Origin of the sequence: Wenyingzhuangia sp. 2_MG-2023, assembly GCF_030548295.1 — a bacterium.
Taxonomy (GTDB): Bacteria; Bacteroidota; Bacteroidia; order Flavobacteriales; family Flavobacteriaceae; genus Wenyingzhuangia.
In genome coordinates this window covers 438,247-463,262 of sequence record NZ_JAUOSB010000002.1, presented here as the reverse complement: position 1 = coordinate 463,262, position 25,016 = coordinate 438,247, and the positions used below count along the sequence as shown (strand labels likewise).

23 protein-coding genes are annotated in these 25,016 nt (G+C 31.8%); 6 read left to right on the top strand and 17 right to left on the bottom strand.

From position 1 onward, the window contains the following. Positions 1-23 precede the first annotated feature (23 nt). Positions 24-482: an SsrA-binding protein SmpB gene (smpB, locus tag Q4548_RS05510; protein WP_303452372.1), complete on the bottom strand. Its 459-nt coding sequence runs from the start codon at positions 480-482 to the stop codon at positions 24-26. 11 nt (positions 483-493) lie between these two features. Next, positions 494-934 carry a hypothetical protein gene (locus Q4548_RS05505; protein WP_303452370.1) on the bottom strand — a complete coding sequence of 147 codons (441 nt, stop codon included), beginning with the start codon at positions 932-934 and terminating at the stop codon, positions 494-496. Between the two features lie 298 nt (positions 935-1,232). Between Q4548_RS05505 and Q4548_RS05500 the strand changes: the two genes are divergently transcribed. Both Q4548_RS05500 and Q4548_RS05495 read left to right on the top strand, forming a co-directional pair. Continuing rightward, positions 1,233-2,603 carry an MFS transporter gene (locus Q4548_RS05500; RefSeq protein WP_303452368.1) on the top strand — a complete coding sequence of 457 codons (1,371 nt, stop codon included), beginning with the start codon at positions 1,233-1,235 and terminating at the stop codon, positions 2,601-2,603. Positions 2,604-3,235: 632 nt separating this feature from the next. Then, entirely contained in the window at positions 3,236-4,867 is a 1,632-nt protein-coding gene (locus tag Q4548_RS05495; protein ID WP_303452400.1) for an ABC-F family ATP-binding cassette domain-containing protein, read from the top strand. Positions 4,868-4,928: 61 nt separating this feature from the next. Here the strand turns inward: Q4548_RS05495 and Q4548_RS05490 are convergent, their stop codons facing one another. From Q4548_RS05490 to clpB, 10 genes are all read right to left on the bottom strand, one after another. Beyond that, positions 4,929-5,984: a c-type cytochrome gene (locus Q4548_RS05490; RefSeq protein ID WP_303452365.1), complete on the bottom strand. Its 1,056-nt coding sequence runs from the start codon at positions 5,982-5,984 to the stop codon at positions 4,929-4,931. A gap of 115 nt (positions 5,985-6,099) precedes the next feature. Then, entirely contained in the window at positions 6,100-6,636 is a 537-nt protein-coding gene (locus Q4548_RS05485; RefSeq protein WP_303452363.1) for a DsrE family protein, read from the bottom strand. A 5-nt stretch (positions 6,637-6,641) separates the two neighbouring features. Next, positions 6,642-7,583 carry a substrate-binding domain-containing protein gene (locus tag Q4548_RS05480; RefSeq protein WP_303452361.1) on the bottom strand — a complete coding sequence of 314 codons (942 nt, stop codon included), beginning with the start codon at positions 7,581-7,583 and terminating at the stop codon, positions 6,642-6,644. 687 nt (positions 7,584-8,270) lie between these two features. After that, positions 8,271-9,428: a PAS domain-containing sensor histidine kinase gene (locus Q4548_RS05475; protein ID WP_303452359.1), complete on the bottom strand. Its 1,158-nt coding sequence runs from the start codon at positions 9,426-9,428 to the stop codon at positions 8,271-8,273. A 446-nt stretch (positions 9,429-9,874) separates the two neighbouring features. Further along, on the bottom strand, positions 9,875-12,124 hold the full coding sequence (locus Q4548_RS05470; protein ID WP_408068627.1) for an FdhF/YdeP family oxidoreductase: 2,250 nt from the start codon (positions 12,122-12,124) through the stop codon (positions 9,875-9,877). Between the two features lie 173 nt (positions 12,125-12,297). Beyond that, a complete protein-coding gene (locus Q4548_RS05465; protein WP_303452358.1) occupies positions 12,298-12,687 on the bottom strand; it encodes a VOC family protein in 390 nt (129 codons plus the stop codon). A gap of 82 nt (positions 12,688-12,769) precedes the next feature. Continuing rightward, positions 12,770-13,408 carry a peroxiredoxin gene (locus Q4548_RS05460; protein ID WP_303452356.1) on the bottom strand — a complete coding sequence of 213 codons (639 nt, stop codon included), beginning with the start codon at positions 13,406-13,408 and terminating at the stop codon, positions 12,770-12,772. Positions 13,409-13,427: 19 nt separating this feature from the next. Further along, entirely contained in the window at positions 13,428-13,760 is a 333-nt protein-coding gene (locus Q4548_RS05455) for a gamma-glutamylcyclotransferase family protein (protein ID WP_303452353.1), read from the bottom strand. Positions 13,761-13,954: 194 nt separating this feature from the next. After that, a complete protein-coding gene (locus Q4548_RS05450) occupies positions 13,955-14,950 on the bottom strand; it encodes an Ig-like domain-containing protein (protein ID WP_303452351.1) in 996 nt (331 codons plus the stop codon). Positions 14,951-15,114: 164 nt separating this feature from the next. Then, on the bottom strand, positions 15,115-17,712 hold the full coding sequence (gene clpB / locus Q4548_RS05445; protein WP_303452349.1) for an ATP-dependent chaperone ClpB: 2,598 nt from the start codon (positions 17,710-17,712) through the stop codon (positions 15,115-15,117). 227 nt (positions 17,713-17,939) lie between these two features. On the opposite strand from clpB, the gene ytxJ reads away from it, so the two are divergent. Continuing rightward, entirely contained in the window at positions 17,940-18,314 is a 375-nt protein-coding gene (ytxJ, locus tag Q4548_RS05440; protein ID WP_303452347.1) for a bacillithiol system redox-active protein YtxJ, read from the top strand. Positions 18,315-18,489: 175 nt separating this feature from the next. Further along, entirely contained in the window at positions 18,490-18,864 is a 375-nt protein-coding gene (locus Q4548_RS05435; protein WP_303452346.1) for a nicotinic acid mononucleotide adenyltransferase, read from the top strand. 354 nt (positions 18,865-19,218) lie between these two features. Here the strand turns inward: Q4548_RS05435 and Q4548_RS05430 are convergent, their stop codons facing one another. Continuing rightward, positions 19,219-20,019 carry a Cof-type HAD-IIB family hydrolase gene (locus tag Q4548_RS05430; protein ID WP_303452344.1) on the bottom strand — a complete coding sequence of 267 codons (801 nt, stop codon included), beginning with the start codon at positions 20,017-20,019 and terminating at the stop codon, positions 19,219-19,221. 768 nt (positions 20,020-20,787) lie between these two features. Here Q4548_RS05430 and glyA point away from each other — a divergent pair. Then, on the top strand, positions 20,788-22,062 hold the full coding sequence (gene glyA / locus Q4548_RS05425) for a serine hydroxymethyltransferase (RefSeq protein WP_303452342.1): 1,275 nt from the start codon (positions 20,788-20,790) through the stop codon (positions 22,060-22,062). Between the two features lie 43 nt (positions 22,063-22,105). On the opposite strand, the gene Q4548_RS05420 is transcribed toward glyA, so the two are convergent. The 3 genes from Q4548_RS05420 to Q4548_RS05410 all read right to left on the bottom strand — a co-directional run bounded on the left by Q4548_RS05420 (position 22,106) and on the right by Q4548_RS05410 (position 22,777). Next, positions 22,106-22,282: a hypothetical protein gene (locus Q4548_RS05420; protein ID WP_303452340.1), complete on the bottom strand. Its 177-nt coding sequence runs from the start codon at positions 22,280-22,282 to the stop codon at positions 22,106-22,108. A 74-nt stretch (positions 22,283-22,356) separates the two neighbouring features. Then, complete coding sequence (locus Q4548_RS05415; RefSeq protein ID WP_303452338.1) at positions 22,357-22,518, bottom strand: hypothetical protein; 162 nt, start codon at positions 22,516-22,518, stop codon at positions 22,357-22,359. 64 nt (positions 22,519-22,582) lie between these two features. Beyond that, complete coding sequence (locus Q4548_RS05410) at positions 22,583-22,777, bottom strand: hypothetical protein (RefSeq protein ID WP_303452336.1); 195 nt, start codon at positions 22,775-22,777, stop codon at positions 22,583-22,585. A 245-nt stretch (positions 22,778-23,022) separates the two neighbouring features. Between Q4548_RS05410 and Q4548_RS05405 the strand changes: the two genes are divergently transcribed. Further along, positions 23,023-23,649 carry a Crp/Fnr family transcriptional regulator gene (locus Q4548_RS05405; protein WP_303452334.1) on the top strand — a complete coding sequence of 209 codons (627 nt, stop codon included), beginning with the start codon at positions 23,023-23,025 and terminating at the stop codon, positions 23,647-23,649. Between the two features lie 109 nt (positions 23,650-23,758). On the opposite strand, the gene serB is transcribed toward Q4548_RS05405, so the two are convergent. Next, positions 23,759-24,988 carry a phosphoserine phosphatase SerB gene (gene serB, locus Q4548_RS05400; RefSeq protein WP_303452332.1) on the bottom strand — a complete coding sequence of 410 codons (1,230 nt, stop codon included), beginning with the start codon at positions 24,986-24,988 and terminating at the stop codon, positions 23,759-23,761. Between the last annotated feature and the right edge of the window lie 28 nt (positions 24,989-25,016).

The following is a 25,016-nucleotide window of genomic DNA, read 5'->3' as shown; positions in this document are numbered from 1 at the left end:
TTTACTGTGCTATATAATAAGTGTTAATTGAAGCTCTTTTTAATTCTATCCAAAGCTACTTTATTGTCTCTGTCTTTTAGAGTTTGTCTTTTATCATGTAATTTTTTACCCTTACACAAACCAATTTCTAATTTTGCAAGACCTTTGTCATTTAAAAATAATTTAAGGGGAACAATAGTCAACCCAACATTTTGTACTTCTTTGTACAAACGTTTCAACTCTTTTTTGTTTAGTAATAATTTTCTAGAACTTTTAGGTTTGTGATTGTAAGCATTACCGTATAGATATTCTTCTATAAACATGTTGATAGCAAACAATTCTCCCTGATGGTTAAACTCACAAAAACTTTCTGTAATTCTAGCTTTACTCAACCTGATGGATTTTATTTCAGTTCCTGTTAAAACAAGTCCAGCTACGTATTTGTCTAGAATTTCGTATTCAAAACGAGCTTTCTTATTTTGGATGTTTATTTTTTTTTGCATTTTTGTAAGTTTTATAGTTCGTTAATTCTGTAACGAACGTTGAAACCAAATTGTAAAATTTCTAACGATGTTTTGGTTAAAATGTTTACTTGTGGTCTCCAATCAACTCCTATAGTTATTGGAGTTTTTTTAAAAAGATATTCAATTCCTGTTTCACCATTGATTCCTAAAGTAAAAGGATCTCCAATAAAAGTAGACAATCCCATCCCAAAATAATATTGAAAGTCTAATTTTTCAATAGCTAGTTTTTCTACAGTAAAGTCATACAACAAATCGGCTCCTATTCCATCTCCAAAAGTAATATTCCCGTGGAGTCTTGTGTTGTCTTCAAAATTCACAATACCATCAATAGCTACATTACTTTTGTAAAAACTACCAAGTCTAATTCCAATTTCTTGAGCACTAACAGTTGCACAAATAGTGAATATTAGGAGTATAATTAATTTCTTCATTTATTTTTCAATTTTATTAATGGCAAAAATACAAAGTTTCCATTACAAACTCTATAGATAGTTACAGAAGGAAATTTGTTTTTAAAAATGGTATTAAGTTGTATGAATTCTATAAAACGAGCAAAATAATAACTGGTTGTATTTTTAATGACTTAAAGCGTTTTTATAAGTTTAGTGTTTGTTTGTTGTAAAAAAAAACAAATAAATAGTTTGTTTAATGATTCGTATACGTATTTTTGCAATATAGTTTACGTATATTTACGTAGTTAATGTTAAGTATATTGTTAAAATAAGAAATATGTCAACTTCATCTAAAGCAACAAAATTAGAATTATTTAATTTAAAGAGTAAGCCTATTCAAACTTTTTGGATCACATCCATAGCCTTTTTCATGTGTTTCTTCGCTTGGTTTGGTATTGTTCCATTCATGCCGTATGTGGTAAAAGATTTGGGGCTGACTCCAGATCAGAAGTGGAATTCTATCATTTTAGCGGTTACAGGAACTGTCTTTGCAAGGCTACTAATAGGAAAACTATGTGATAAATATGGCCCTAGATTGTGTTACACATGGTTGTTAACTTTGGGTGCTTTGCCTGTAATAGCTATTGGTCTGGTTCAGACACCTGCTCAGTTTTTAATATGTAGATTGTTTATTGGTTTTATTGGAGCTTCTTTTGTAATTACACAATTTCATACATCCATCATGTTTGCTCCAAATATTGTAGGAACAGCAAATGCAACTTCTGCAGGATGGGGAAATTTAGGAGGTGGAGCCAATCGTTTGGGAATGCCTTTGATTGCTGCTGGAGTGATCAGTTTTGGTGTTGCAGAAACAGAAGCGTGGAGGTATTCTATGATTATTGCAGGAGTGATTTGTTTTTTGATGGGGATTGTTTACTATTTCTGTACACAAGATACTCCAGAGGGAAATTTTAAAGATTTAAAAGCCTCTGGTCAGATGCCGGAATTGAAGAAAGACGAAGCTGGTTTTGGTGTCGCGGTAAAAGATTATAGAGTTTGGATTTTGTTTTTGGTATATGCAGCTTGTTTTGGAATGGAGCTAACGGTTTACGGAACTATGGATGATTATTTACAAAATACATTTCAACTTGAGCGTGTAACAGCTGGTAATTTGGTTTTATCTTTTGCTTTGATGAATATTTTTGCAAGAACTTTAGGAGGTTTTTTTGGAGATAAATTTGGTAAATTAAAAGGGTTGAGAGGACGTGTAATTTTCTTAACTGTAATTTTAGCTATAGAAGGGATGATGTTGATGCTATTTTCTGGAGTTGATAATTTTATAGTGGCATTTGCATTTTTAATAGGGTTTAGTTTGTCTGTACAAATGGCCGAAGGAGCAACTTTTTCGGTAGTTCCATTTATCAATAAAAAAGCGATTGGTTCTATTAGTGGAATTGTAGGAGCAGGGGGGAATGTTGGAGCATTTTTAGCTGCAATTTTATTAAAATCTAAATCAGCAGTTGCAGAAAAAGCAGCTATTATAGAGACACAAGGAGCTAGTGAAGCAGTTGTCAAAGCAGCTCAATCTGCAGCTTCTTCAGATGCGGTTTCTAGCGGATATTTTGTCATCGGTATTTTAGTGGTTGTAGCAGCGTTGGTTTCGTTAACTATTAAATTTTCTAAAGAAGATGAATTGCTTTCTGCCTAAACAATAATAGGTTACTGAGTTAATACATTTGTTATATAAATATTTTAAATCCACCACTATCTATGTTAGTGGTGGATTTTTGTGTATTTCAGCTTTTATTAGGTATTGTATTGTTTATGATGTCTTTACATGTTTGGAAATTTAAAATAGACTAGATTTCTTTTTGGATTCTATAAAACATTACTTAGTTTTGTACGTATAAATACTTAATTTAATTTTGTGTTTATAATTTCTACGATCGTTGTGTGTTTTCCGTCAACATAATTGAATAAAATTGAGAGTTTTTTGAGATGAAAAGTTGTTTTGTCAGTATAAGGAAAGATACATTTTTGGAAACAATATTTATTAGGTTGAAATCCCCTTATGCTGTAAATTCTGGAAGTTTAATGTTTGATAGAATTTGGTTTTATCTGCTAAGAAACACCAATGTATCGTAGAATCTTTTTAATACGTATTAGTCTGCACTTTATTATTTTATAAAAGGTAGTTTTAATAGTTTCTAGTTATTCTTGCCATTTCATTAGTCAGTTATGGCAAGAATTTTTAATTTATTTCACGTACAAAATAAGAGTAGCTCTGGATGGTTTTCTGGGGTTACTTTTTTGTATTTTTGGGGCTTTAAAAATACATTTATGATTTCTGTAGATAATTTAGCGGTAGAATTTAGTGGACATGTGCTTTTTAGTGATGTTTCATTTGTAATTAATGAAAATGACAAAATAGCCTTGATGGGGAAAAATGGTGCTGGAAAGTCTACCATGATGAAAATTATTGCAGGTATGCAAACTCCTACCAGAGGAGGAATACGCTGTCCTAAAGATACCGTTATTGCTTATTTACCACAACACTTATTAATAGATGATGATTGTACGGTAGTAGAAGAAGCATCAAAGGCTTTTAATGAGGTTTTTCTTATGAAATCTGAAATGGAAGAGTTGAACAAGCAATTAGAAACCCGTACTGATTACGAATCTGATGAATACATGAAAATTATTGAACGTGTGTCAGATTTGGGTGAAAAGTACTATGCATTAGAAGATGTAAATTACGAAGCAGAAGTAGAGGTGGCTTTAAAAGGATTAGGATTTACACAAGAGGATTTCAGCAGATCTACATCTGAATTTAGTGGAGGATGGAGAATGCGTATAGAATTGGCTAAAATTTTATTGAAAAAACCAGATTTGATATTGTTGGATGAGCCTACCAATCACGTAGATATTGAATCGGTTATTTGGCTAGAAAACTTTTTACTGAACAAAGCAAAAGCGGTTATTGTAATTTCTCACGATAAAGCCTTTGTAGATAATATTACCAATAGAACATTGGAAGTTTCTATGGGAAAGGTATACGATTACAAGGCAAATTACTCACATTATTTAGAATTGCGTAAAGAACGTAGAGCTAATCAACAAAAAGCTTACGATGAGCAGCAAAAAACAATTGCAGATAATAAATTGTATATAGAGCGTTTTAAAGGAACATATTCTAAGGCTTCTTCGGTAGCTTCTAGAAAAAGAATGCTTGAAAAAATGGAAATTATTGAAGTAGATGAGGTAGATACTTCTTCTTTAAGACTTCGTTTTCCACCTTCTCCGCGTTCAGGAGATTATCCTGTTAAAGTGGAGAATATGAGCAAAGTTTATGGAGATCATGTGGTGTTTAAAGATGCGAATATGGCCATTGCTAGGGGAGAAAAGGTAAGTTTTGTTGGGCGAAATGGTGAGGGAAAATCAACCATGATCAAAGCGATTATGGGGCAAATTGATTTTGAAGGTGTTTGCGGTTTGGGTCACAATGCAAAAGTGGGATACTTTGCACAGAATGAAGCTTCTTTATTGGATAATGAACTTACAATTTTTGAGACGGTAGACAATGTTGCGGTAGGTGATATTCGTACACAAATTAAGAATATTTTAGGTGCCTTTATGTTTAAGGGTGACGATATTGAGAAAAAAGTAGGTGTGCTTTCAGGGGGAGAAAAAACACGTTTGGCCATGGTAAAATTATTATTAGAGCCCGTAAACGTATTGATTTTAGATGAGCCAACCAACCACTTGGATTTACGTTCTAAAGATGTGATTAAAGAGGCTTTGCAGAATTTTGATGGAACGTTGATTTTAGTTTCTCATGATCGTGATTTCTTAATAGGATTGTCAGAAAAAGTTTTTGAATTCAAAGAAAAGAGAGTAATAGAACATTTTGAAACAATTGATGCCTTTTTAGAGCGTAATAAAGTTGAAAATTTAAAAGAAATGGAACTGTAAGAATTCAGTACTACATTTCAAAAAGCCCAAATAACTTAAAGTTATTTGGGCTTTTTATTTTTTATTTTTTTCGTTCTTTTAATTGTTGCAAGTAATATCTTTTAATAGGTTGTAAGGGACCAATTCTATGTTGAATTTCTGGAAAAATATCATCATAAGGTCCATAAGGAATATCTGCTCCTTTAGTCAATCTATCTGGGTAATCTTGTTCTAAATCAGGAGGACTAGGTCTTTGCTTTGTGTTAACATAAGCAGCAATGTCATAAGCATCTTCATCAGAAATTTTAGGGTCATTAGCTTCAACACCATAAGGCATATTTCCTTTTATAAAACCAGCTAAGGTTCCAAGTTTAGCCATTCCCGCTCCTAGATTGTAGGATTGTTTTCCCCATAGTGGGGGGTATACATATCCTTTAGATACATTTCTATCGTCAAAAAATATTCCACTACCATTAGTACCATGACAATAAAAACACTCCTTATTATAAAGAGCTTTTCCTTTTATTGTATCAGCAGCTCTTTTGGGTAAATCAATTTTTAAAAATCCTTTGTATTGTGGTAAATAATTTAGTTTTTTATCTGTGTTTAGCCATCTAAAGTATTCTACAACTCCTTGCATTTCTTTGGAATCCTTTTCTAAGGGACGACCGTTCATACTTCTTTCCATACATCCATTAATACGCATATAAATATCATTTACTTTACCGTTTTTGGTTCTATAAGCAGGATAACTACTCATAACACCAATCCAAGAACCTGCATAAGCCTTTGTACCTCCGCTAATGTGACAGTTTACACAAGCCAAATTGTTTCCAGCGTATCTTTTTTTAGGATTGCTAACCACATAACCCACATAACGAGATGTTGTTGTTAAAAATTTATAACCATATTTAATCAATTCAATATTTAACCCTTTAGGAGGATGTTGATCTATGTTTTTAATGTTGAATTTTAGGATGTTTGGATCAGAAGTAAATATTTGTGTTTCTGATGTCAATGTGTCTTTTTGCAATTCTAAATAAGCACTGTATTTTTTTTCTGTTTTTTTGCAAGCGATAAGACCAAGTTGTAGGCAAAGAATTATCAATGCTTTTGATATAGTTTTAACTGTTTTCATTCTATTTTGTTTAATTCTTCTTTATCTTTTTATTGAGATATAAGCATGAGAAGTCTGTTATTTAGGAAAGACTAAATAATTGTAGAGGGTAGTGTAAGAGTCTTAGATTTTTTTACTACGGCATTAATACGTATCCTTTTAGGACGTAGTTAGGAATGGTAATTAGAGCAGATAAGCTAAGGTGTATGTATGGATTCATTTCTGAATATGGATCTATATTGTTTTCTGCTACCGCTTGTCCACAAACATAAATTTTTACACCTTGTTTAGTCAAAGCTTTCAAAATTTCTAAGTTGGGATTGTGTTTGTTATATAGTTGTTGATGTTTGTTGTCTGATAAAACAATAGATGTTGCAGGGCCATGAATAACAGCTACTATATGAATTTTTTTAAGGGGAATTTCAGCGGCACCTAATAAATTTATTTGTCTAGCAATATGCCATAAAACTTTATTAACGCCATCCTTTTCCTTAGCATCTTTAATGTCAAAAATAATTTTATAGTCTAAATGTTTGTTGGGAAGTATTTCTGCATCTCTGTAATATTTTATACGACCATATTCTTTAATAATTGGGTTTTTCCATTCTTGTGCAGTTGTTTTTGATCCAAAAAATAGAAGTACTAGTAAAGCGATTAAGTTAAATGCTTTCATGATTTTTAGTTTTTAATGGTGTCAAATCCGTATTTTTTGTAAATATTTTGTGCTAGATCGGTAGCTAAAAAAGCTATAAACTGATTTGCAGCTTTTGGATGCGGAGCATTGTTGTAAATCCCAGCCATGTAGACTGTTGATACATTGTTTTCATCAGGTATAGTAATCATATCTATAGGATGATTGGTTAGTTTTGAATGATAGTAGGCTTCAGTATACCAAACAGGACCTGCGTCAGAATTATTATACATAATTCTTAAAGGTGTTTCTCTATGATGAATTGTAGTGAGAAAGGTGTTGTTTTTTTCTACTTTATTTTCCATTATGGTTGTTGTTAAGTTAGGGCCACCAACATTTTCATAAGCTTTAACAATTCTTGTTGCAATTCCTTCCCACTTAGGATTAGGCATACTTACTTTTACATCAGCTCTCGCCAAATCTATCAAAGATTTTATGTTTTTAGGATTTCCTTTTTGTACCATAATTGCCAATTTATTTTTAGCATAAGCATAGGTATTTTTTAGTACGTGTGTTTTTTCTTGCGCAATAATTCTGCTTTTTCCTGCTGTTACTACATCTGGTTGTAGTGTGATTTTCATATTTCCAAATACCAAGGTTCCACTTTTTTGTTGTGACTCTTCAATTCCTGGTGGAATAGTTTCTGCAAATACACGTGTGTATTCAGGATGTTCTTTTTTAAATGCAGCTAATAATTCTGGTACAACCATGTATTGATTTCCTGCAAAAAAAATTACCAAATCAGGATTGTTTATATCTCCATGAAAATCTGGTGCATTGTCTATTCCGTAACCTATAAAAGTAGTGGCTTGTTGTGTTTTTTGCTGCCATGGAGCATCATATCTATGTTCGTAATCTTTCTCTGTTTTTTGTGCTGTTAGCACGTAATTGGTAAAGATCAATAGACTGAATAAAATGATTTTTTTCATAATTGTAATGATTTTTAAATTGAATAATTATGTTTATGTGTATTTCAAATGTAGAATTAATAGATAATCATACGAAACCGATTTAGTTATAGTAGATAACTGTTAGTTATGAAATGATGGTGGATGAAACAAAAGAATGGGCTAGGTTGTAATTTTGTTTGTATATATGTTACTTGTTAAAATAAGGTGTAAATTAAAAATAGAGCCTATGAGTTGTTGTATTTTGAAAGCTATAATCAGACTCGAGGTAATTAAAGATTACAATAGCTAGGTGTTTCTAAAGGTATGGTGTTTTAGATCAAAGAACATAAAGTCATACGTATCACGTAGGTGAATAGGCTGTCTAGATATGTTAGTAACAAAGCTGTGGTGATAAGAAAAGTACTAGTTTGTGGCTTTAGATTGTTGAAACTAGTAATTGTTTAATGTATTTTAAGCGAAAAAATATCTATGATATATACTTCAAATAGCATATGGAGAAATAAATGTTCTTTTGTCAAGTGAATAAGTTTAGTTTCTATAAAAGGAAAATAACTTAAAAAAGAATATTGGGTACACGTAGAAAATATTTGCTAGTTAAAGGATTTGTCTATAGATAAAAGTGAATTGTAAGTACCTAACAAATAAGTCAAACCTCTTAAGATTATTAAGAAAAATTTAAGAGGTTTGTAATTTTCTTTGTGGTTGTTAATTTCTTTTGTTAGAAGAATATAGTTTGTCCCTTTCTTTTTCTAATGTCAATTCATTAAGAAGCTTTACGGTAAATGTAGTTCCTATATTTTCTTCACTTGTAAAAGAAATATGACCATTTAACAAATCAAGATAATGTTTTACAATATTTAACCCCAATCCAGTTCCTTGGATGTTTGAGGTGTTTTTGGCTCTAAAAAACTTTTCAAACATTTCACCTTGTTGATCTTTTGGTATACCAATACCATGATCAATAACTTCAATCTTTATTATTTTAGGATCAACAACAATATTCAATTCAATATCCGTTTTTGAATATTTAATAGCGTTAGAAACTAAGTTTTGAATAATGTTTCTAATTATTTTTTTATCACTAACAATTTCTTTATCTCCTTTAAAGGAATATTTAATTTTTTGTCCTCTCTTGAGAATTTCTTCAAATTGTTTTAAAAGGTCTTTTAGGTAATCATCAAAATCAAATTGTTCTTTTGTGGTGTCTACTTTACCATGCCCTAATTTGTCAGCGGTTAAAAAGTAATTAAGTGTTTCTACAAGATTTCTGACAGAGGATTTAATTCTTTTAAAATGTTTTTCTCTTTTGTCTTGTTGAGAACTTTCCGTGTATTTTTCTGCAAGATTTGCACTGGTTAAGATGATTCCTAAAGGGGTTCTTAATTCATGAGAAGCCATGGAGATAAATGAACTTTTCATTTTAATAAGTTTTTTCTGACGATCAAGTGATTCACGAAGTTCTAGAGTTCTCTCAATTACTAAATTTTCTAGAAGCTCATTCATTTTGAATAATTCTTCTTCAGCTCTTTTTTGAAGTGTAACATCATACGTCATGATAAGAATTCCTTGAGGAATAGGCTCAATACGTAAACTAAACCAATTTTTACTTTCGTCTGGAAATTTAAATTCAGTAGTTATTTGAGTTGGAACTCTTTTAGTCATACTTTTCAAAATAGGAGCAAAAATATCTGTTTCTTCAATACCAGGGTATTTTTCCATCATTGTATGACCAAGTAATTCCTCTCTGGTTAGTTTACTGTGAACAACCATTGAATCGTTTACATAGACGTACTGCCATTTTTTATTTACGACTTGTACGCCCTCTATCATGTTATCGAATATGCTATAGTCCGTAATCTTCATTTGTTATTTAATAATAACCATTGTTAGTCTGGTTTGGGGTAAATATTACTTTTAATTAATTAAAATAGGAATCTATGGTTTTGACTATTATAAAATTAATTTATTTTTTCACATGCAAAAAAACATAAAAAATACTGTTTAAAAACATATATCAATAAAAATTATATATTTGATAAACAATGTTTTAGAGAATTAACTTTTGTTATTCATAGTTCATATGGGGTTTAAGGGGTTTGGTAAGCATGAAGTTAATATAAAAATTTGAGCTAAACTAGTACTAAAGAACTAGTGTTGTTAAAAAATAAAAAAAATCCTCATTTATAACTATAGACGAGGATTTTAGTGGGGTATTTAATAAAACTAAAGTGTGGTAAACTAAACCTGCCCCAAATTTACAGATTTCTAGTTTTACTTACAGAACTTCTTTACTGTGTCTTTCCGTAGTTTTATCGCTTAATTTTAACTTTTATTGATTTTGAAGAAGGTGTGTGGCTTAAATGTGCCGTTAAATTAATGGGAACTAATGGGTTTGATTCTGGGTAATAAGTAGCCAAACACCCTTTAGGAATGTTGTAAGGTACTACAGAAAAATTATCAACTTGTCTTTTTACGTTGTTGTAGTTGTTGTACAAAGAAACTTTATCTCCTTTTTTTAATTCTAATTTATAAATGTCATTTGGATTCATAAATACAACCATACGACCATTGTAAATTCCTCTATAACGATCGTCTAAACCATAGATGGTGGTGTTAAATTGGTCGTGGCTACGGGTGGTCATCATGATAAATTCATTATCTTCTACAGTAATTTCGTTGATTTTATTGACTGTAAAATTTGCTTTTTTGTTTGGTGTTGTAAATTCACCAGTTCTGGCACCATTTGGTAACTCAAAACCAATAGGTTGCTGTATTCTTTGGTTGTAGTTTTCAAATCCAGAAATAGTTTTTTCTATCAGATCACGAATATTGTTGTAGTCTTCTGTTAAAAAGTCCCAGTCTACTTTGTCTTGATTCAATGTAGCTTTGGCAATGTTGGCAACAATCACAGGTTCACTTTCCACAAATTCAGAAGGAGGCGTTAACATACCTTTACTAGTATGAACAACTCCCATTGAGTTTTCTACCGTTACAAATTGTTCCTTACCATTTTTTACAAAAGTATCAGTTCTTCCCATAGAAGGTAAAATCAATGCGGTTTTACCAGGAGTTAAGTGAGAACGATTTAATTTGGTAGAAATATGAGCTGTAAGATTGCAATTGTTTAGTGCTTTGGTTGTGTAGTTGGTGTCTGGTGCTGCAGATAAAAAATTTCCTCCCATTCCAATAAAAACCTTGGCCTCTCCCTTATACATAGCTTCAATAGCTTCTACTACAGAATACCCATGTTCTTTAGGAGGTGTAAAACCAAAATTTTCACTAATTTTATCAAGTAGTTCTTTGGACGGTTTTTCTGCAATTCCCATAGTCCTATCTCCCTGTACATTGCTGTGTCCACGCACCGGACAAGTACCAGCTCCTTCTTTGGAAATGCTTCCTTTCATCAATAAAAGGTTGACGACTTCTTGAATGTTATCAACACCATTAACGTGCTGGGTCAATCCCATTCCCCAACAAGCAATAATTTTACTTCTATTTGCAATTAAATCAACCAAAATATCAATTTCACTTGTTGCTATGCCTGTTTTTTGAATGAGTTTCTCTATGTCATGACCTAAGATTTCCTCTTTAAATTCCGTAAAACCAGCAGTTTTGTTGTTGATGAATTCATGATCTAATACTTCAGGTCTTGTCGCAGTAAGTTGAAATAATTTAGCCATTACAGCTTTTAACAAAGCAACGTCTTCGTTTATTTTTATTTGCAAATACAAATCGGCAATATCAACCCCTTTTAAAATTCCGCTTGGACTCTGAGGGTTTTTAAAGTTGATCAATCCAGCTTCTTTTAGTGGGTTGATGGCAACTACTTTAGCTCCATTTTTTTTAGCCTTTTCTAAAGTAGACAACATTCTAGGGTGATTGGTTGCTGGGTTTTGACCAAAAATTAGAATCAATTCTGCTTTGTTAAAATCATTTAAAGTAACAGATCCTTTTCCTATTCCAACGGTTTTGGATAGTGCAACCCCGCTAGATTCGTGACACATGTTAGAGCAATCTGGCAAGTTATTTGTTCCAAACATTCGTACAAATAATTGATATAAAAAGGCAGCTTCGTTGCTAGTTCTTCCTGAAGTATAAAAAGCGGCTTCGTTAGGACTGCTCAAACTATTTAATTCTTTCGCAATAATTTGATTGGTTTCTTTCCAGGAAATAGGAGTATAGTGAGTTTCTCCATTTCTTAAAATCATAGGATGTGTCAATCTACCTTGTTGTCCCAGCCAATAATCACTTTGATTAGACAATTCTTCAACGCTGTATTTTGCAAAAAAATCAGGATCAGCCACCCGTTCCATAGCTTCTTCTGCAATTGCTTTTACACCGTTTTCACAAAATTCACCCAGCTTAGATCTATGATCAGGATCTGGCCATGCACAACCAGGACAGTCCATTCCTTTTTTCTGATTCAGTTTACTCAGTACTTTAAAAGAGTTCTGAAAAGACATTCTGCTAAAAATTTGTTGTAATGAAATATACACAGCTTTTATTCCTGCTGCACTTTGGGCTTGTGAGGCAATGACGAGATCTTTTTTATTCTTCATTTTATTATTTTAGCTGATAAAGATTAATAATATACTTTATGAATGTAGCGTACAATTCTAAGATTATTTATTGAAATGACTTGAAACCTTATTGATGAATTTTTGTACAGAATTAACTGATTTTGTGTTGTCATTTGTTAAAATAAACAATTTTGTGTTTTGTGCTAAAAGAATCAGTTTTCATAAATTTCTAAAGGTAAATTGTCTGGATCAGCAAAGAAAGTGAATTTTTTACCCGTATGTGGGTCCATTCTAATAGGTTCTACATTTACATTTTTATCTTGCAAAATTTTCACATTTTCTTCAATATCATCTACTTCAAAAGCAAGATGTCTTAATCCAAGCGCTTCGGGCCTTGATGGTCTTTGTGGTGGGTTAGGAAAGGAGAATAATTCAATAATATAAGTTCCGTTTAGACACAAATCTAATTTATATGAATCTCTTTCTTTTCTGTAAATTTCTTGTAGTATAGTAAAGCCTAAAACGTTTGTATAAAATTCCTTAGAAAGCTGGTAGTTTTTGCAAATAATGGCTACATGATGAAGTTTGTTGAGTTTTAGCATGTTTTGATGTTTGGTTGTGATTTGCCTAAAATAAAAAAACTCCATGAAATAAATCATGGAGTTTAAAAATTGGATAACAATTTTAGATGTTTGGTTGAGGTGTTACTCTCAAATAAGGTTTTACTTCTTTGTGTCCTTTAGGGAACAAAGTTGGGATTTCTTCGTTACTTACGGCAGGAGAAATTACAACGTCTTCACCATTTTTCCAGTTTGCAGGTGTTGCTACTTTGTGGTAAGCTGTCAATTGTAAAGAATCAATTACTCTTAACAATTCATCAAAATTTCTTCCTGTAGAAGCAGGATATACAATGATCAATTTTACTTTCTTGTCAGCACCAATTACAAATACAGAACGAACAGTTAAGGTGTTGTCAGCATTTGGGTGAATCATATCGTACAAGTCAGATACTTTTTTATCTTCATCGGCAATGATTGGGAAATTTACAGTTGTATTTTGAGTTTCGTTGATGTCTTTGATCCATCCGTGGTGAGATTCTACACCATCTACACTCAATGCAGCAATTTTCACATTTCTTTTGTTAAATTCTTCTTTGTATTTAGCAACGGTTCCTAATTCAGTAGTACAAACAGGAGTGTAGTCTGAAGGATGAGAGAATAAAATTCCCCAACTGTCTCCTAACCATTCGTGAAAATTAATTTCACCTTCTGTAGTTTGTGCGGTAAAGTCTGGTGCAATGTCACCTAATCTTAATGTGCTCATAGTTATTTATTTTATTGAATTATGATTTTATATATATCCACCCTTTTATACCAGAGGCAAAAGTGGCTTCTATTCGTTTGTAATCAGACACTTCATAAGCATCTGCTTGGTCTAGCTCTTCTTGGGTAATTTCAAAAAGAATTCCTTTTATTTGGTCGTTATTATTTTTAGAAATTTCAGCAATTGGATGAAATTCTTGCTCACTTTTTGCAAGTACGTCTGCATCAGTAATTTTAAGTTTCCCTAATTTGTATCCTTTAAGAGTATCTGGAGTTCCTGTTAAGGTCCTTCCAAAAGATTCTTGCTGAACTTTTTCTAACTGTAAGGTTCCGTAGGAAAATAGTAAATGCATTTTGTAATAGAATTGGTGAATTTTTGGATTAAGATTTTCAAGAATAATGCCAAATAAATTTAAAAATTAAATATGATATTGAAATGGAAAAGACCAATAAATAATTAGAAAAAAAAGAGAGCTAAACATCAGTGGGTTTAGCTCTCTTAGTTATAAAAAAATGTTTATCAATTTTTAAATAATGATTTTCATATTTACTTTGTTATTTTTTTGCTAAAAAGCTTTCCTTCACTACCAATGTTTACAATGTATACTCCAGTTTTTAAATAGTTAAGGTTGATGCTTTTTTCGGTCGTAGAAATAATTAATTTTCCACACACGTCATAAATAGCAATATGGTCAATTATTTTTTTACTTGTAATTGTTAGATTGGAATTAGAAGTGTTGTAATAAATGGTAATTGCTTTTTTTAATTCAGCACTAGAATTGCTTAAGGTTGTAGGGTTCAATTCATATGAGCTTCCTGAAGTAAATGCAGATACATATCCACTAGTTCCATTTCCGTTACCTGCAGGATCTATTAAATTGGTGTTTGCTTTTAAATCTAAACGAATTGTACCACTATCTACTGTTGGGTTAGAAATAACAACGTTAACAATTACGTTAGAACCCGTTCCTGATGAAGGTGTGATAGAGTTGATAGATGCTCCCACGGAATTTGTCAAAGTTAATTCAAAATCATCAGCAGAAATGTTGTTTACTTTTTCACTAAAATTCACCAAAAAATTGATAGATGTTGGTTGTGTTTCGCTAGGAGTAACTACTGCAATAGACGTTACTTCGGGAATTATAGTATCTATAGTTACTGATTTTGGATCAGAGTCCATTGATTCACCACCTAATGAAGATTCGGCAATAAAGGTTGTCGTACCATCGTTTAAAGGATCATAGGGAGTTAAGTCAAAAATAAAGTTTCCTGAGCTATCAGTTATTACATATACGCCAAAAAGGGAAGTGGAAAATCCGTTTATTTTTAAAGCTATTTGACTATTTGGTGTTGCTGTACCATGTATTTGAATACTTGTGTCGTTGGTAATGTAGTCAGAAACGCTTATACCGCTATCTGTTGTAATACTAGTTATTACGGGTTTTGTCAATGCATGTGCATTTATTTGATAAGCAAAAAGAACAAAAAGTGTAATGAGAATGTTTGTTTTTTTCATTATTGATTTAGAATAATGTTGTTTCATGTTGAATAATTTTGTGTGGTTATTTGTATTGTTAAATGTTAGGTAAAACTAGTTGGCTTTTTCTTGATTTTTATCATACTTTAGTATGCTTTTCTATAAAAAAAACTCTTTACCTGTAGGTAAAGAGCTTTAGTGTTCATTGAGAAAACAACGTATAATTAGCGTTAATTTATAGTTATGTTTTTGAAGAATAATTTATGATCAACAGCATCTAAAATTACATGACTCTTATTGCTAATGTTCCCTGCTAGTATTTCTTTAGACAAAAGATTCAAAACTTCTTTTTGAATTACACGCTTTACAGGTCTTGCACCAAATTCAGGATCAAATCCTTTTTCTGCTAATGTCAATTTAGCATGTTCTGTAGCTTCTAAAGTAATTTCTTTGTTGCTTAACAGATGTGTCAATCCTTTCAAGTGCAATTCTACAATTTGTGCAATTTCTGTTATGTTTAAAGGAGTAAACATTACTATTTCATCAATACGGTTGATAAACTCGGGTCTTACTATTTGTTTTAAGTTTTGTAAAACATCAACCTTTGCTTCCTCAGCAATTTGTTCTCTGTTTTGTGCTGTTGCTCTTTCAAAACGTTCTTTAATGATTTCAGCTCCCATGTTAGAAGTCATGATAATGATAGTGTTTTTAAAATCTGCCAAACGACCTTTGTTGTCTGTCAACCTACCTTCATCTAAAACTTGTAACAAAATATTGAATGTGTCAGGATGAGCTTTTTCAATTTCATCTAGCAACACAACAGAATAAGGTTTGCGTCTTACGGCCTCGGTCAACTGTCCACCTTCATCATAACCTACATAACCAGGAGGTGCCCCTACCAATCTACTTACTGAATGACGTTCTTGATATTCACTCATATCTATACGAGTCAATGCATTTTCATCATCAAACAAATATTCAGCCAATGCTTTTGCCAATTCAGTTTTACCTACTCCTGTTGTTCCTAAGAAAAGAAAACTTCCAAGCGGTTTTCTAACGTCTTGCAAACCAGCTCTAGACCTTCTTACAGCATCAGAAACTGCTTGAATAGCATCCTCTTGTCCAACAACTCTTTGGTGTAGTTCATCTTCTAACTTTAGCAATTTTTCGCGTTCACTTTGTAGCATTTTCTGCACGGGAACTCCAGTCCATTTGGCAACAACTTCCGCAATGTCATCTTCCGTTACTTCTTCTTTTATCAAAGAGGTTTCTTGATTTTTAGCCAATTTTGCTTGAGCAACTTCCAGTTTTTCTTGCGCATCTTTAATTTTTCCGTAGCGTAATTCTGCTACCAAACCGTAATTTCCATCACGTTCTGCTATTTCTGCATCTTGTTTAAATTGATCAATCTCATCTTTAATGGTTTGGATATTGTCTACCACATCTTTTTCAGATTTCCATTGTGTGTAAATACTATCTCTATTTTCTTGAATATTGGCCAATTCTTTACGCAAAGCAGTCAGTTTTTTCTCATCCTTTTCACGTTTGATAGCTTCAATTTCAATTTCTAACTGCATTATTTTTCTATCCAATACATCTAGCTCCTCTGGTTTTGAGTTGATCTCCATTCTCATTTTAGCAGCAGCCTCGTCCATTAAATCAATCGCCTTGTCTGGTAAAAAACGAGAAGTAATGTATCGTTGACTCAATTCTACAGCAGCAATAATCGCACTATCTTTGATTTGAATTTTGTGATGTGCTTCGTATTTTTCTTTAATACCACGCAAAATAGAGATGGCACTTTCTGTATCAGGTTCGTTTACCATTACTTTTTGGAAACGTCTTTCTAGTGCTTTGTCTTTTTCAAAATATTTTTGATATTCATCCAGAGTTGTAGCTCCAATAGCTCTTAATTCTCCACGAGCCAATGCTGGTTTTAAAATGTTGGCTGCATCCATAGCACCTTCACCACCACCAGCTCCTACCAATGTGTGAATTTCATCAATAAACAAAACAATGTCTCCGTGAGCAGAGGTTACTTCTTTTACTACAGATTTCAAACGTTCTTCAAACTCACCTTTGTATTTAGCTCCCGCAATTAAAGCCCCCATATCCAAAGAAAACACTTGTTTGTCTTTTAAGTTTTCGGGTACATCACCTTTTACAATACGATGAGCTAAACCTTCTGCAATAGCTGTTTTACCTACTCCAGGTTCTCCAATTAAGATTGGATTGTTTTTGGTTCTACGTGATAAAATTTGCAAAATTCTACGAATCTCTTCATCACGACCAATTACAGGATCTAATTTTCCTGTACTAGCCAATTTGTTTAAATCTTTTGCATATTTGTTTAGCGCATTGTAGGTCTCTTCAGCACTTTGAGACGTTACATTTTGTCCTTTACGGATTTCATCAATGGCTGCTTTTAGACCTTTTTCGGTCACCCCTTGGTCCTTTAATAACTGGCTAACAGTGTCTTTGTTTTTTAACAACGCAATTAATAAATGTTCAATAGAAACATATTCATCGTCCATTTTTTTAGCAATGTTGCTAGCGTCTGTCAATGTTTTAGACGATGTAGCGGATAAACCTATTTGCCCTCCACTTACCTTAGGATAGCTTTCTAATGTTTTGTCTAAAATTTGAGGTAGTATAGAAATGTTTACCTGTAGTTTTTTTAGAATAAAAGGAGTAACATGTTCATCTACTTCTAAAATGGCTTTAAATAGATGTGCATTTTCTATTTGTTGATGACCCAACCCTTGAGTTATCTGTTGAGCTTGTTGTACAACCTCTTGTGATTTTATGGTAAAATTATTAAAGTTCATTTTTAATTGATTTATAAAGTTTGACTTTTTAAATAGCTATTTCTGATAGGTAAATAGCAATTGTTGTTCCCATCCTGTAAAACGGAAATCTTGTCGTGTTATTAGACAAAATGACTTAATATTTAGATAGTTAACCGACGTTTTGACCTATAGTGTAAGTTGTGAGTGATGTTACGACTTAATTTTTGATATTTGTAGAAGGAATTATTAACAATAAATTAAAGTATATGGGATTTTTTGATAAAATTTTAGGAAGTACATCAGAAGAGAAAAAACAAGGGCATAAAAAAACACAATGGAATTATTTAACAGCGGTGTCACAATTAGATCAAGTTGTTGAAGATTCTAAAACTCAGAAAGTAATTGTTTTTAAACACAGTACAAGATGTAGTATTAGTGCTAGTGTTTTGAATAAATTTGAGAAACAGGTAGGTGAAGGTTATAAATTGTATTTTTTAGACTTGATATCTCATAGAGATATTTCGGCTGCTATTGCTGATAAATTTCAAGTAGTGCATCAATCTCCACAGGCTTTACTTATCGAAGATGGAAAAGTAACTCAGCATGATTCTCATTACGGAGTTCTAGAATTGTCATTATAAATAGCACCTCTTACCATACCATATATTATGATGGTGGATTTTGGCTTGTAAAAACTGTTTGTTAGCAGTCATGAAAATGTTTTTTGATTCCTAATGTTAATTTAATGTTAATTAAATGTTGTTTAAGTGTAAAATAGTTGTATATTTGTATCATCAACATTTAAATAATAGAATTATGAAAAAAATATTAATAATCGTAGGATTAATGATCGGATTCGTTTCTTACAGCCAAGATAAAAAAGTAAAAGTAGAACAAGAAGGTGATTTGTTTGAGGTAACATTTTACCATGACAATGGAGAAGTTTCACAAACAGGTTACATTACCGCAGACAAAAAATTACAAGGAACTTGGAAATCATTTGACTTAAAAGGAGAGAAGAAAGCTTTGGGACATTATGACAATGGTAAAAAAACAGGAACTTGGTTTTTTTGGAATGCAAACAATAATCAAGCTTATACACAAGTAGATTTTGGTACAGACTATAGAGTTGCTAAAATTTATGAGGTAAAACAAACTTCTCAATTTGCTGAGAATGATAGTGATGAATAAATCAAAGACTTGTCTAGTATAAAAAAATCCACTCAATTTGAGTGGATTTTTTTTATGAAATAACTTCTTCGGTATTTTTTTCTGAAACTCCAGAATCTATGCAAATGGATTTGTCTATTCCTTTTAGGTAAGCATAAAATGCACTACATGTAGAACAGTTTAACAGTTCAACAAAGAACAATAGCTTCAGAAACTTCTTTTTACGTTTTTTTGAACGTAATGTTGAATCACAACATGGACAGTATCTTTTTTTCATTTTGTGTTTATAAATGATTTGTATATAAAATTATGAAAAAAAAGAATCAAAATAGTTGACATTGGTTAGTTTTTGTTTCTTTTGTTGCGATTTATGTATTATAACAGTTTTTTTTCTATGATTTCTGCAACACCATCGTTGTTGTTTGAAGCTACGATGAGGTCTGCTTTTTCTCGCAATTCAGGAGTTACATTGTCTACCCAAACACCTAGTCCTGCAAATTCAACCATGGTCAAATCATTTCCAGCATTTCCTACAGCAATGATTTCTTTTTGTAAAATACCCAATTGATCAATCAATCTTTTTAGAGTGGCAGCTTTGTCAATTCCTTTTGGCATCACTTCTAAAAAGAAAGGTTTGGACATAGATACGCTCAAATCAGGTCTTACTTGTTTTAATTTGGTTTCTACGGTTTTTAAATAACTAGGCTCTTCCAATAACAAACATTTCACACAGTTTTTGGTAATGTTAGTTTTCAAATCAACTACTTTTTTATATGGCATTCCTGTAAGTTTTCTTTCAATATCAATGTATTCAGAATCTTTAGTACCTATAATTACTCCATCTTTGTAAGTAATAAAAGCAGTATTGTTTGCTTGTCCAAAGTCATAAATATCATGTACGTCTTCTACAGACAATGTTTGTTCAAAAATACATTCTTCCTTAGCCATGTCTATAATTTGACTTCCGTTAAAAGAGATAATATAGGAGTTGTATTGATCTAATTGCAATTCTTTGGCATAATGAACCATAGCAGCAGTGGGTCTTCCGGAGGCAAGTACAACGTAAATTCCTTTTTCTTGGGCTGCTTTTATAGCTCTTTTATTTCTGTCAGATATAGTGTGATTGTCGGTTAACAAAGTGTCATCCATATCCAAAACTATCATTTTATATTTCATAGAATTCTGTGTTGATTGAGGCAAATTTACTTAGAATTTTAAACCCATGAGTTGATTTTGCATTTGATTTTTGATCTCGTTTTCAACATCTAAAATCATTTGTTTATTATTTAGGATTTAAAGAAGTAAGATCTAAATATTGTTTGGATAAAGCTCTTTTATCTCCAGATTGTGTAGTATATATATTCAAAAACATAATGACTGGTTACTGGAATGGAAGAAGTTATTTGGTTTGTACGATTATCAATAATATGAATATTGACAATTCTAGTTGAATGGTGAACACCCCAATAATTGTCAAAATTGTACCTAGTTATGCTTAGTGAATTCATTTCTATTACTATTAGGAATGCTAAGTTGTGAGTTGTTTTGTAATTGTATAAATCAAATATTCAATAGTATAATCGTAATTACAATGCTAATTGTTGATGAATTTTTTAGATTGATTGCTACACTTTATAGATAAAGTAGTAATAAGTAGAGTCGTTTTTTACCAGAAACGCTTTTTTTGGAACAAGAATTAAAATTTAACACCAAGCTAAATAAAATTTATCAGAAGAAAAGAAATGTAATGTTTTGGTTGAAATACAGCTTGTAAATCATACTAAAAGTAAAATTTACCAATAGCAATAGTTTGCAATACGGTAAATAGAATAGGTTTCTAAATAGGGTTAATATAAAGAAATATATTCTTTTGAGTTTTAGCTTAGTGTGAATAAATATTTATTATTTTTGCATTTTATTTTCAACTTCAAAAACACCTAGAATATGAAACGTGATCAAATCATATTTGATTTAATTCAAGAGGAAAAAGAGAGACAATTAAAAGGAATTGAATTGATTGCCTCTGAAAACTTTGTTAGTGAACAAGTGATGGAAGCTCAAGGTTCTGTTTTAACTAATAAATATGCTGAAGGGTATCCTGGAAAAAGGTATTACGGAGGTTGTGAAGTAGTTGATGTTGTAGAACAATTAGCTATAGATAGAGCAAAAGAATTATATGGAGCGGAGTACGTAAACGTACAGCCTCACTCTGGGTCTCAGGCAAATGCAGCAGTGTATTTTGCAGTATTAGAGCCAGGAGATAAAATTTTAGGTTTTGACTTATCTCACGGTGGTCACTTAACACATGGTTCTCCAGTAAACTTTTCAGGAAAAATTTACAAAGCAGTTCACTATGGTGTAGATAAAGAAACTGAGGTTTTAAACTACGATAATATTTTAGAGATTGCAAAAGCAGAAAAACCTAAAATGATTGTTGCTGGTGCATCTTCTTACTCAAGAGATATTGATTTTGCAAAATTCAGAGAAATTGCTGATGAAGTAGGAGCTTATTTATTAGCTGATATTTCTCATCCATCTGGAATGATTGCAAAAGGAATCTTAAATGATCCTATGCCTCACTGTCACTTTGTAACGACAACTACTCATAAGACCTTAAGAGGTCCAAGAGGAGGGATGATTATGATGGGTAAAGACTTTGATAACAGAGATGGTCTTACGTTAAAAAACGGAAGCTTAAAGAAAATGTCAGCAATGCTTAACAGCGCAGTATTCCCAGGAATGCAAGGTGGACCTTTAGAGCACGTTATTGCTGCTAAAGCTATTGCTTTGGGTGAAGCTTTGACAGATGAATATTTATATTATCAAGTTCAAGTAAAAAAGAATGCTGCTAGATTGGCTGCTGAATTGGTTGCTAAAGACTATAAAATTATTTCTGGAGGAACAGACAACCACTGTATGTTGATAGATTTAAGAAATAAAAACTTATCAGGTAAAGATGCTGAGCAAGCGTTGGTAAAAGCAGATATTACAGTAAATAAGAACATGGTTCCTTATGATACTCGTTCTCCGTTTGTAACTTCTGGGATCCGTTTAGGAGCTTCTGCAGTTACTACTCGTGGATTAAAAGAAGATGATATGGCTGTAATTGCTAACTTTATTGATGAAGTAATTAACAACTTTGAAAATGAAGATTTACTAGAAACTATTGCAGGTAAAGTAAACGAATTTATGCAAGATAGACCATTGTTTCAATGGTAGTATTTAGCAAATAAAATACTATAAAATTAAAAAGAGTCACTAATTAGTGACTCTTTTTTGTTGGTTTTAACTTTTCTATTTTAATTTGATGGTACAATTTTCCCGAGTCTTTTGTGTAATCTGTATCTTGAAAAATACCACAAGATGTATTGGCTCTTACTAGAGATTTATGACTCTGTAATTTAGACAATGCTTCTATATCTTTGCTTAAATATTTCATAATTGTTATTTTGTATTAAGTCAATATTTACAAAACAAACTTACACAAAAGAAAAAGGATTACTTTTTCTATCTCTACGATAAAGTGCGGATTCCTAAACCAGATTCTTTTACTAGAAATAGGTTGTAATCAGAAGTTTTAAAAATATCATCAGTTAAAGTACGGTTTGCAATAGATGTATTGTTTACTTTTTTAGTACTTGGTTCAATACTTTTGTTCAAAAATAAATAGCTCATAGTTTTAAATGTTTAAAAGTTGTGATTTATAGGTTCTCTTTCTCTATATGATTTATAAACGATACTAAATGAAAAGATAATTTATAGAGTTTTCATTTTCGCTTGATTTGTCAGTTTTACTGCTTTGAAGAGAGTTTTTTACAGCAGGACTATTGTAATCGTGATTTTGAAATATTCCACATGATGTTGAACGATTCACCAATGATTTTTCACTAGTCTTTTTTCCAATTTCTTCGATGTTCTTGTTTAAATACTTCATGGTCTTAAATTTTAAGTTTTTATTTATATTTCATATAGTAAATTTAAAAAACAGTGACAGTATACGAACTGATATATCGCAGTTTGAAATCATCTTTTTTATAATATCAAACACTAGATTTGGTTTTTGTTTAAAATTTTTAGGAATAACTAAAGAATTGTTAAATTATAGTTTTTTAAGGCTAAAAATAAGAGATGTAGTTTGTAGAGATTTCTTTACTTTTATAAAGTATAAAATAGAACAATATGCTAACCTTACTGGAACAACATTACGGATATATTTTTGAAAAAGAATTGCTAGAAGAAATTGTTAGGGTTTCTACTATTAAAGAAGTTCCTGCAGGAACTACATTGATGAATATAGGACAGTATGTAAAATCAATGCCTTTGTTATTGGAAGGAGTCATCAAAATTTTACGCGAAGACGAAGAAGGTGACGAATTGTTGTTGTATTTTTTAGAAAAAGGAGATACTTGTGCTATGACTATGAGTTGTTGTACGGGTAATAAAAAAAGCGAAATAAAAGCAGTAACGGAATTAGATACAAAACTGGTGATGATTCCTGTAGAAAAAATGGACGAGTGGGTAGGAAAGTATAAAAGTTGGAGAACTTTTGTGTTGGGTAGTTATCATCATAGATTGATGGAATTACTGGAGACTGTTGACAATATTGCGTTTAAAAAAATGGACGAACGTTTGTTAAAGTATTTGCATGATAAAGTTGCAGTTACAGCAAGTCGTAAAATTAAAAGTACGCATCAAGAAATTGCTTACGAGTTGCATACCTCTAGAGTAGTGATTTCTAGATTGCTAAAAAAATTGGAAAATCAAGGAATAATTGCTTTGCATAGAAATTCTTTAGAAGTGTTGTAGTTTTTTATTTAAAAACGGAATTGCATTCTGTTCTAAAAAAGAAAAAGCCTCTCCAAAAGAAATGGAAAGGCTTTTTGTTTGTAAACAATAATATAATTACTAATATGTATTATAACATATCAATATGTCTGTCATGGTAACCTAATAAGTATAAAACACCATCCAGTCCTAAACTAGAAATAGAACTTTCTGCGTTTTCTTTTACTTTTGGTTTGGCATGAAAAGCAATTCCCAGACCAGCTAAATTTAACATGGCCAAATCGTTAGCACCATCACCAACAGCAATGGTTTGGTTTAAGTGAATTCCTTCTTTTTCAGCAATTGCTTTTAAATATTCTGCTTTTTTGTTACCATCTACAATTTCTCCTAAATAACCACCTGTTAAGGCACCGTCTTTAATTTCTAATTGGTTGGCATGTACGTAATCTATTCCTAATTCTTGTTGCAAATAATGAGCAAAATAAGTAAAACCACCAGATAATATTGCAGTTTTAAATCCGTAATATTTCAAGGCCTTGAACAAACGATGTGCTCCCTTGGTAATAGGTAAGTTTTCAGCAACATTACGCAATACATCTTCGCTCAATCCTTCCAACATTGCCATGCGTTTTTTAAAACTAGTATTGAAATCTATTTCTCCTCTCATTGCTGATTCCGTAATAGCAGAAACTTCTTTTCCAACACCAGCCAATTCAGCCAATTTATCAATAACCTCAGCTTGAATTAGAGTAGAATCCATATCAAAACAAACCAAACGTCTGTTTCTACGGTAAATATTGTCTTCTTGAAAAGACAAATCCACATTTAAGTTTCTAGAAATGTCCATAAACTTAGCTGTCATTTCTGATTTGTTTTTTACTTCTCCTCTCACAGATAACTGAATACAAGAACGAGGATGATCGTTATTTTCTATTAAAGAAGTACGACCAGTCAAACGTTTGATAGCGTCAATGTTTAAGTTTTCTTCAGCCATAACCTTAGTTACTGCAGATACTTGTTCTGCGGCCAAAGTTTCTCCTAAAATAGTTACAATATAACGAGGTTTTCCTTGAGATTTTACCCAGTTTTCATAATCCTCTATAGAGATAGGAATGAATTTTACTTTGATGTCTAATTCATAAGCTTTGAATAATAAATCTTTCAATACAGGTCCTGAATCAGCTCCTGCAGGAACTTCGAACAACATTCCTAAAGATAATGTATCGTGAATATCAGCTTGACCAATATCTAAAATATTTGCTTTGTATTGTGCCAATACAGAGGTCAAACCTGCTGTAACTCCTGGCTTATCTTGTCCTGAAACCTTTAGTAAAATGACTTCTTTTTGTGCGTTTTCCATAGAAAATCGATAATTAATTTCGAGCGGT

Bases quoted from the DNA above. Each gene is read 5' to 3' on its own strand.
- smpB (WP_303452372.1), bottom strand. From the start codon at position 482: ATGCAAAAAAAAATAAACATCCAAAATAAGAAAGCTCGTTTTGAATAC.
- Q4548_RS05505 (WP_303452370.1), bottom strand. From the start codon at position 934: ATGAAGAAATTAATTATACTCCTAATATTCACTATTTGTGCAACTGTT.
- Q4548_RS05500 (WP_303452368.1), top strand. From the start codon at position 1,233: ATGTCAACTTCATCTAAAGCAACAAAATTAGAATTATTTAATTTAAAG.
- Q4548_RS05495 (WP_303452400.1), top strand. From the start codon at position 3,236: ATGATTTCTGTAGATAATTTAGCGGTAGAATTTAGTGGACATGTGCTT.
- Q4548_RS05490 (WP_303452365.1), bottom strand. From the start codon at position 5,984: ATGAAAACAGTTAAAACTATATCAAAAGCATTGATAATTCTTTGCCTA.
- Q4548_RS05485 (WP_303452363.1), bottom strand. From the start codon at position 6,636: ATGAAAGCATTTAACTTAATCGCTTTACTAGTACTTCTATTTTTTGGA.
- Q4548_RS05480 (WP_303452361.1), bottom strand. From the start codon at position 7,583: ATGAAAAAAATCATTTTATTCAGTCTATTGATCTTTACCAATTACGTG.
- Q4548_RS05475 (WP_303452359.1), bottom strand. From the start codon at position 9,428: ATGAAGATTACGGACTATAGCATATTCGATAACATGATAGAGGGCGTA.
- Q4548_RS05470 (WP_408068627.1), bottom strand. From the start codon at position 12,124: ATGAAGAATAAAAAAGATCTCGTCATTGCCTCACAAGCCCAAAGTGCA.
- Q4548_RS05465 (WP_303452358.1), bottom strand. From the start codon at position 12,687: ATGCTAAAACTCAACAAACTTCATCATGTAGCCATTATTTGCAAAAAC.
- Q4548_RS05460 (WP_303452356.1), bottom strand. From the start codon at position 13,408: ATGAGCACATTAAGATTAGGTGACATTGCACCAGACTTTACCGCACAA.
- Q4548_RS05455 (WP_303452353.1), bottom strand. From the start codon at position 13,760: ATGCATTTACTATTTTCCTACGGAACCTTACAGTTAGAAAAAGTTCAG.
- Q4548_RS05450 (WP_303452351.1), bottom strand. From the start codon at position 14,950: ATGAAACAACATTATTCTAAATCAATAATGAAAAAAACAAACATTCTC.
- clpB (WP_303452349.1), bottom strand. From the start codon at position 17,712: ATGAACTTTAATAATTTTACCATAAAATCACAAGAGGTTGTACAACAA.
- ytxJ (WP_303452347.1), top strand. From the start codon at position 17,940: ATGGGATTTTTTGATAAAATTTTAGGAAGTACATCAGAAGAGAAAAAA.
- Q4548_RS05435 (WP_303452346.1), top strand. From the start codon at position 18,490: ATGAAAAAAATATTAATAATCGTAGGATTAATGATCGGATTCGTTTCT.
- Q4548_RS05430 (WP_303452344.1), bottom strand. From the start codon at position 20,019: ATGAAATATAAAATGATAGTTTTGGATATGGATGACACTTTGTTAACC.
- glyA (WP_303452342.1), top strand. From the start codon at position 20,788: ATGAAACGTGATCAAATCATATTTGATTTAATTCAAGAGGAAAAAGAG.
- Q4548_RS05420 (WP_303452340.1), bottom strand. From the start codon at position 22,282: ATGAAATATTTAAGCAAAGATATAGAAGCATTGTCTAAATTACAGAGT.
- Q4548_RS05415 (WP_303452338.1), bottom strand. From the start codon at position 22,518: ATGAGCTATTTATTTTTGAACAAAAGTATTGAACCAAGTACTAAAAAA.
- Q4548_RS05410 (WP_303452336.1), bottom strand. From the start codon at position 22,777: ATGAAGTATTTAAACAAGAACATCGAAGAAATTGGAAAAAAGACTAGT.
- Q4548_RS05405 (WP_303452334.1), top strand. From the start codon at position 23,023: ATGCTAACCTTACTGGAACAACATTACGGATATATTTTTGAAAAAGAA.
- serB (WP_303452332.1), bottom strand. From the start codon at position 24,988: ATGGAAAACGCACAAAAAGAAGTCATTTTACTAAAGGTTTCAGGACAA.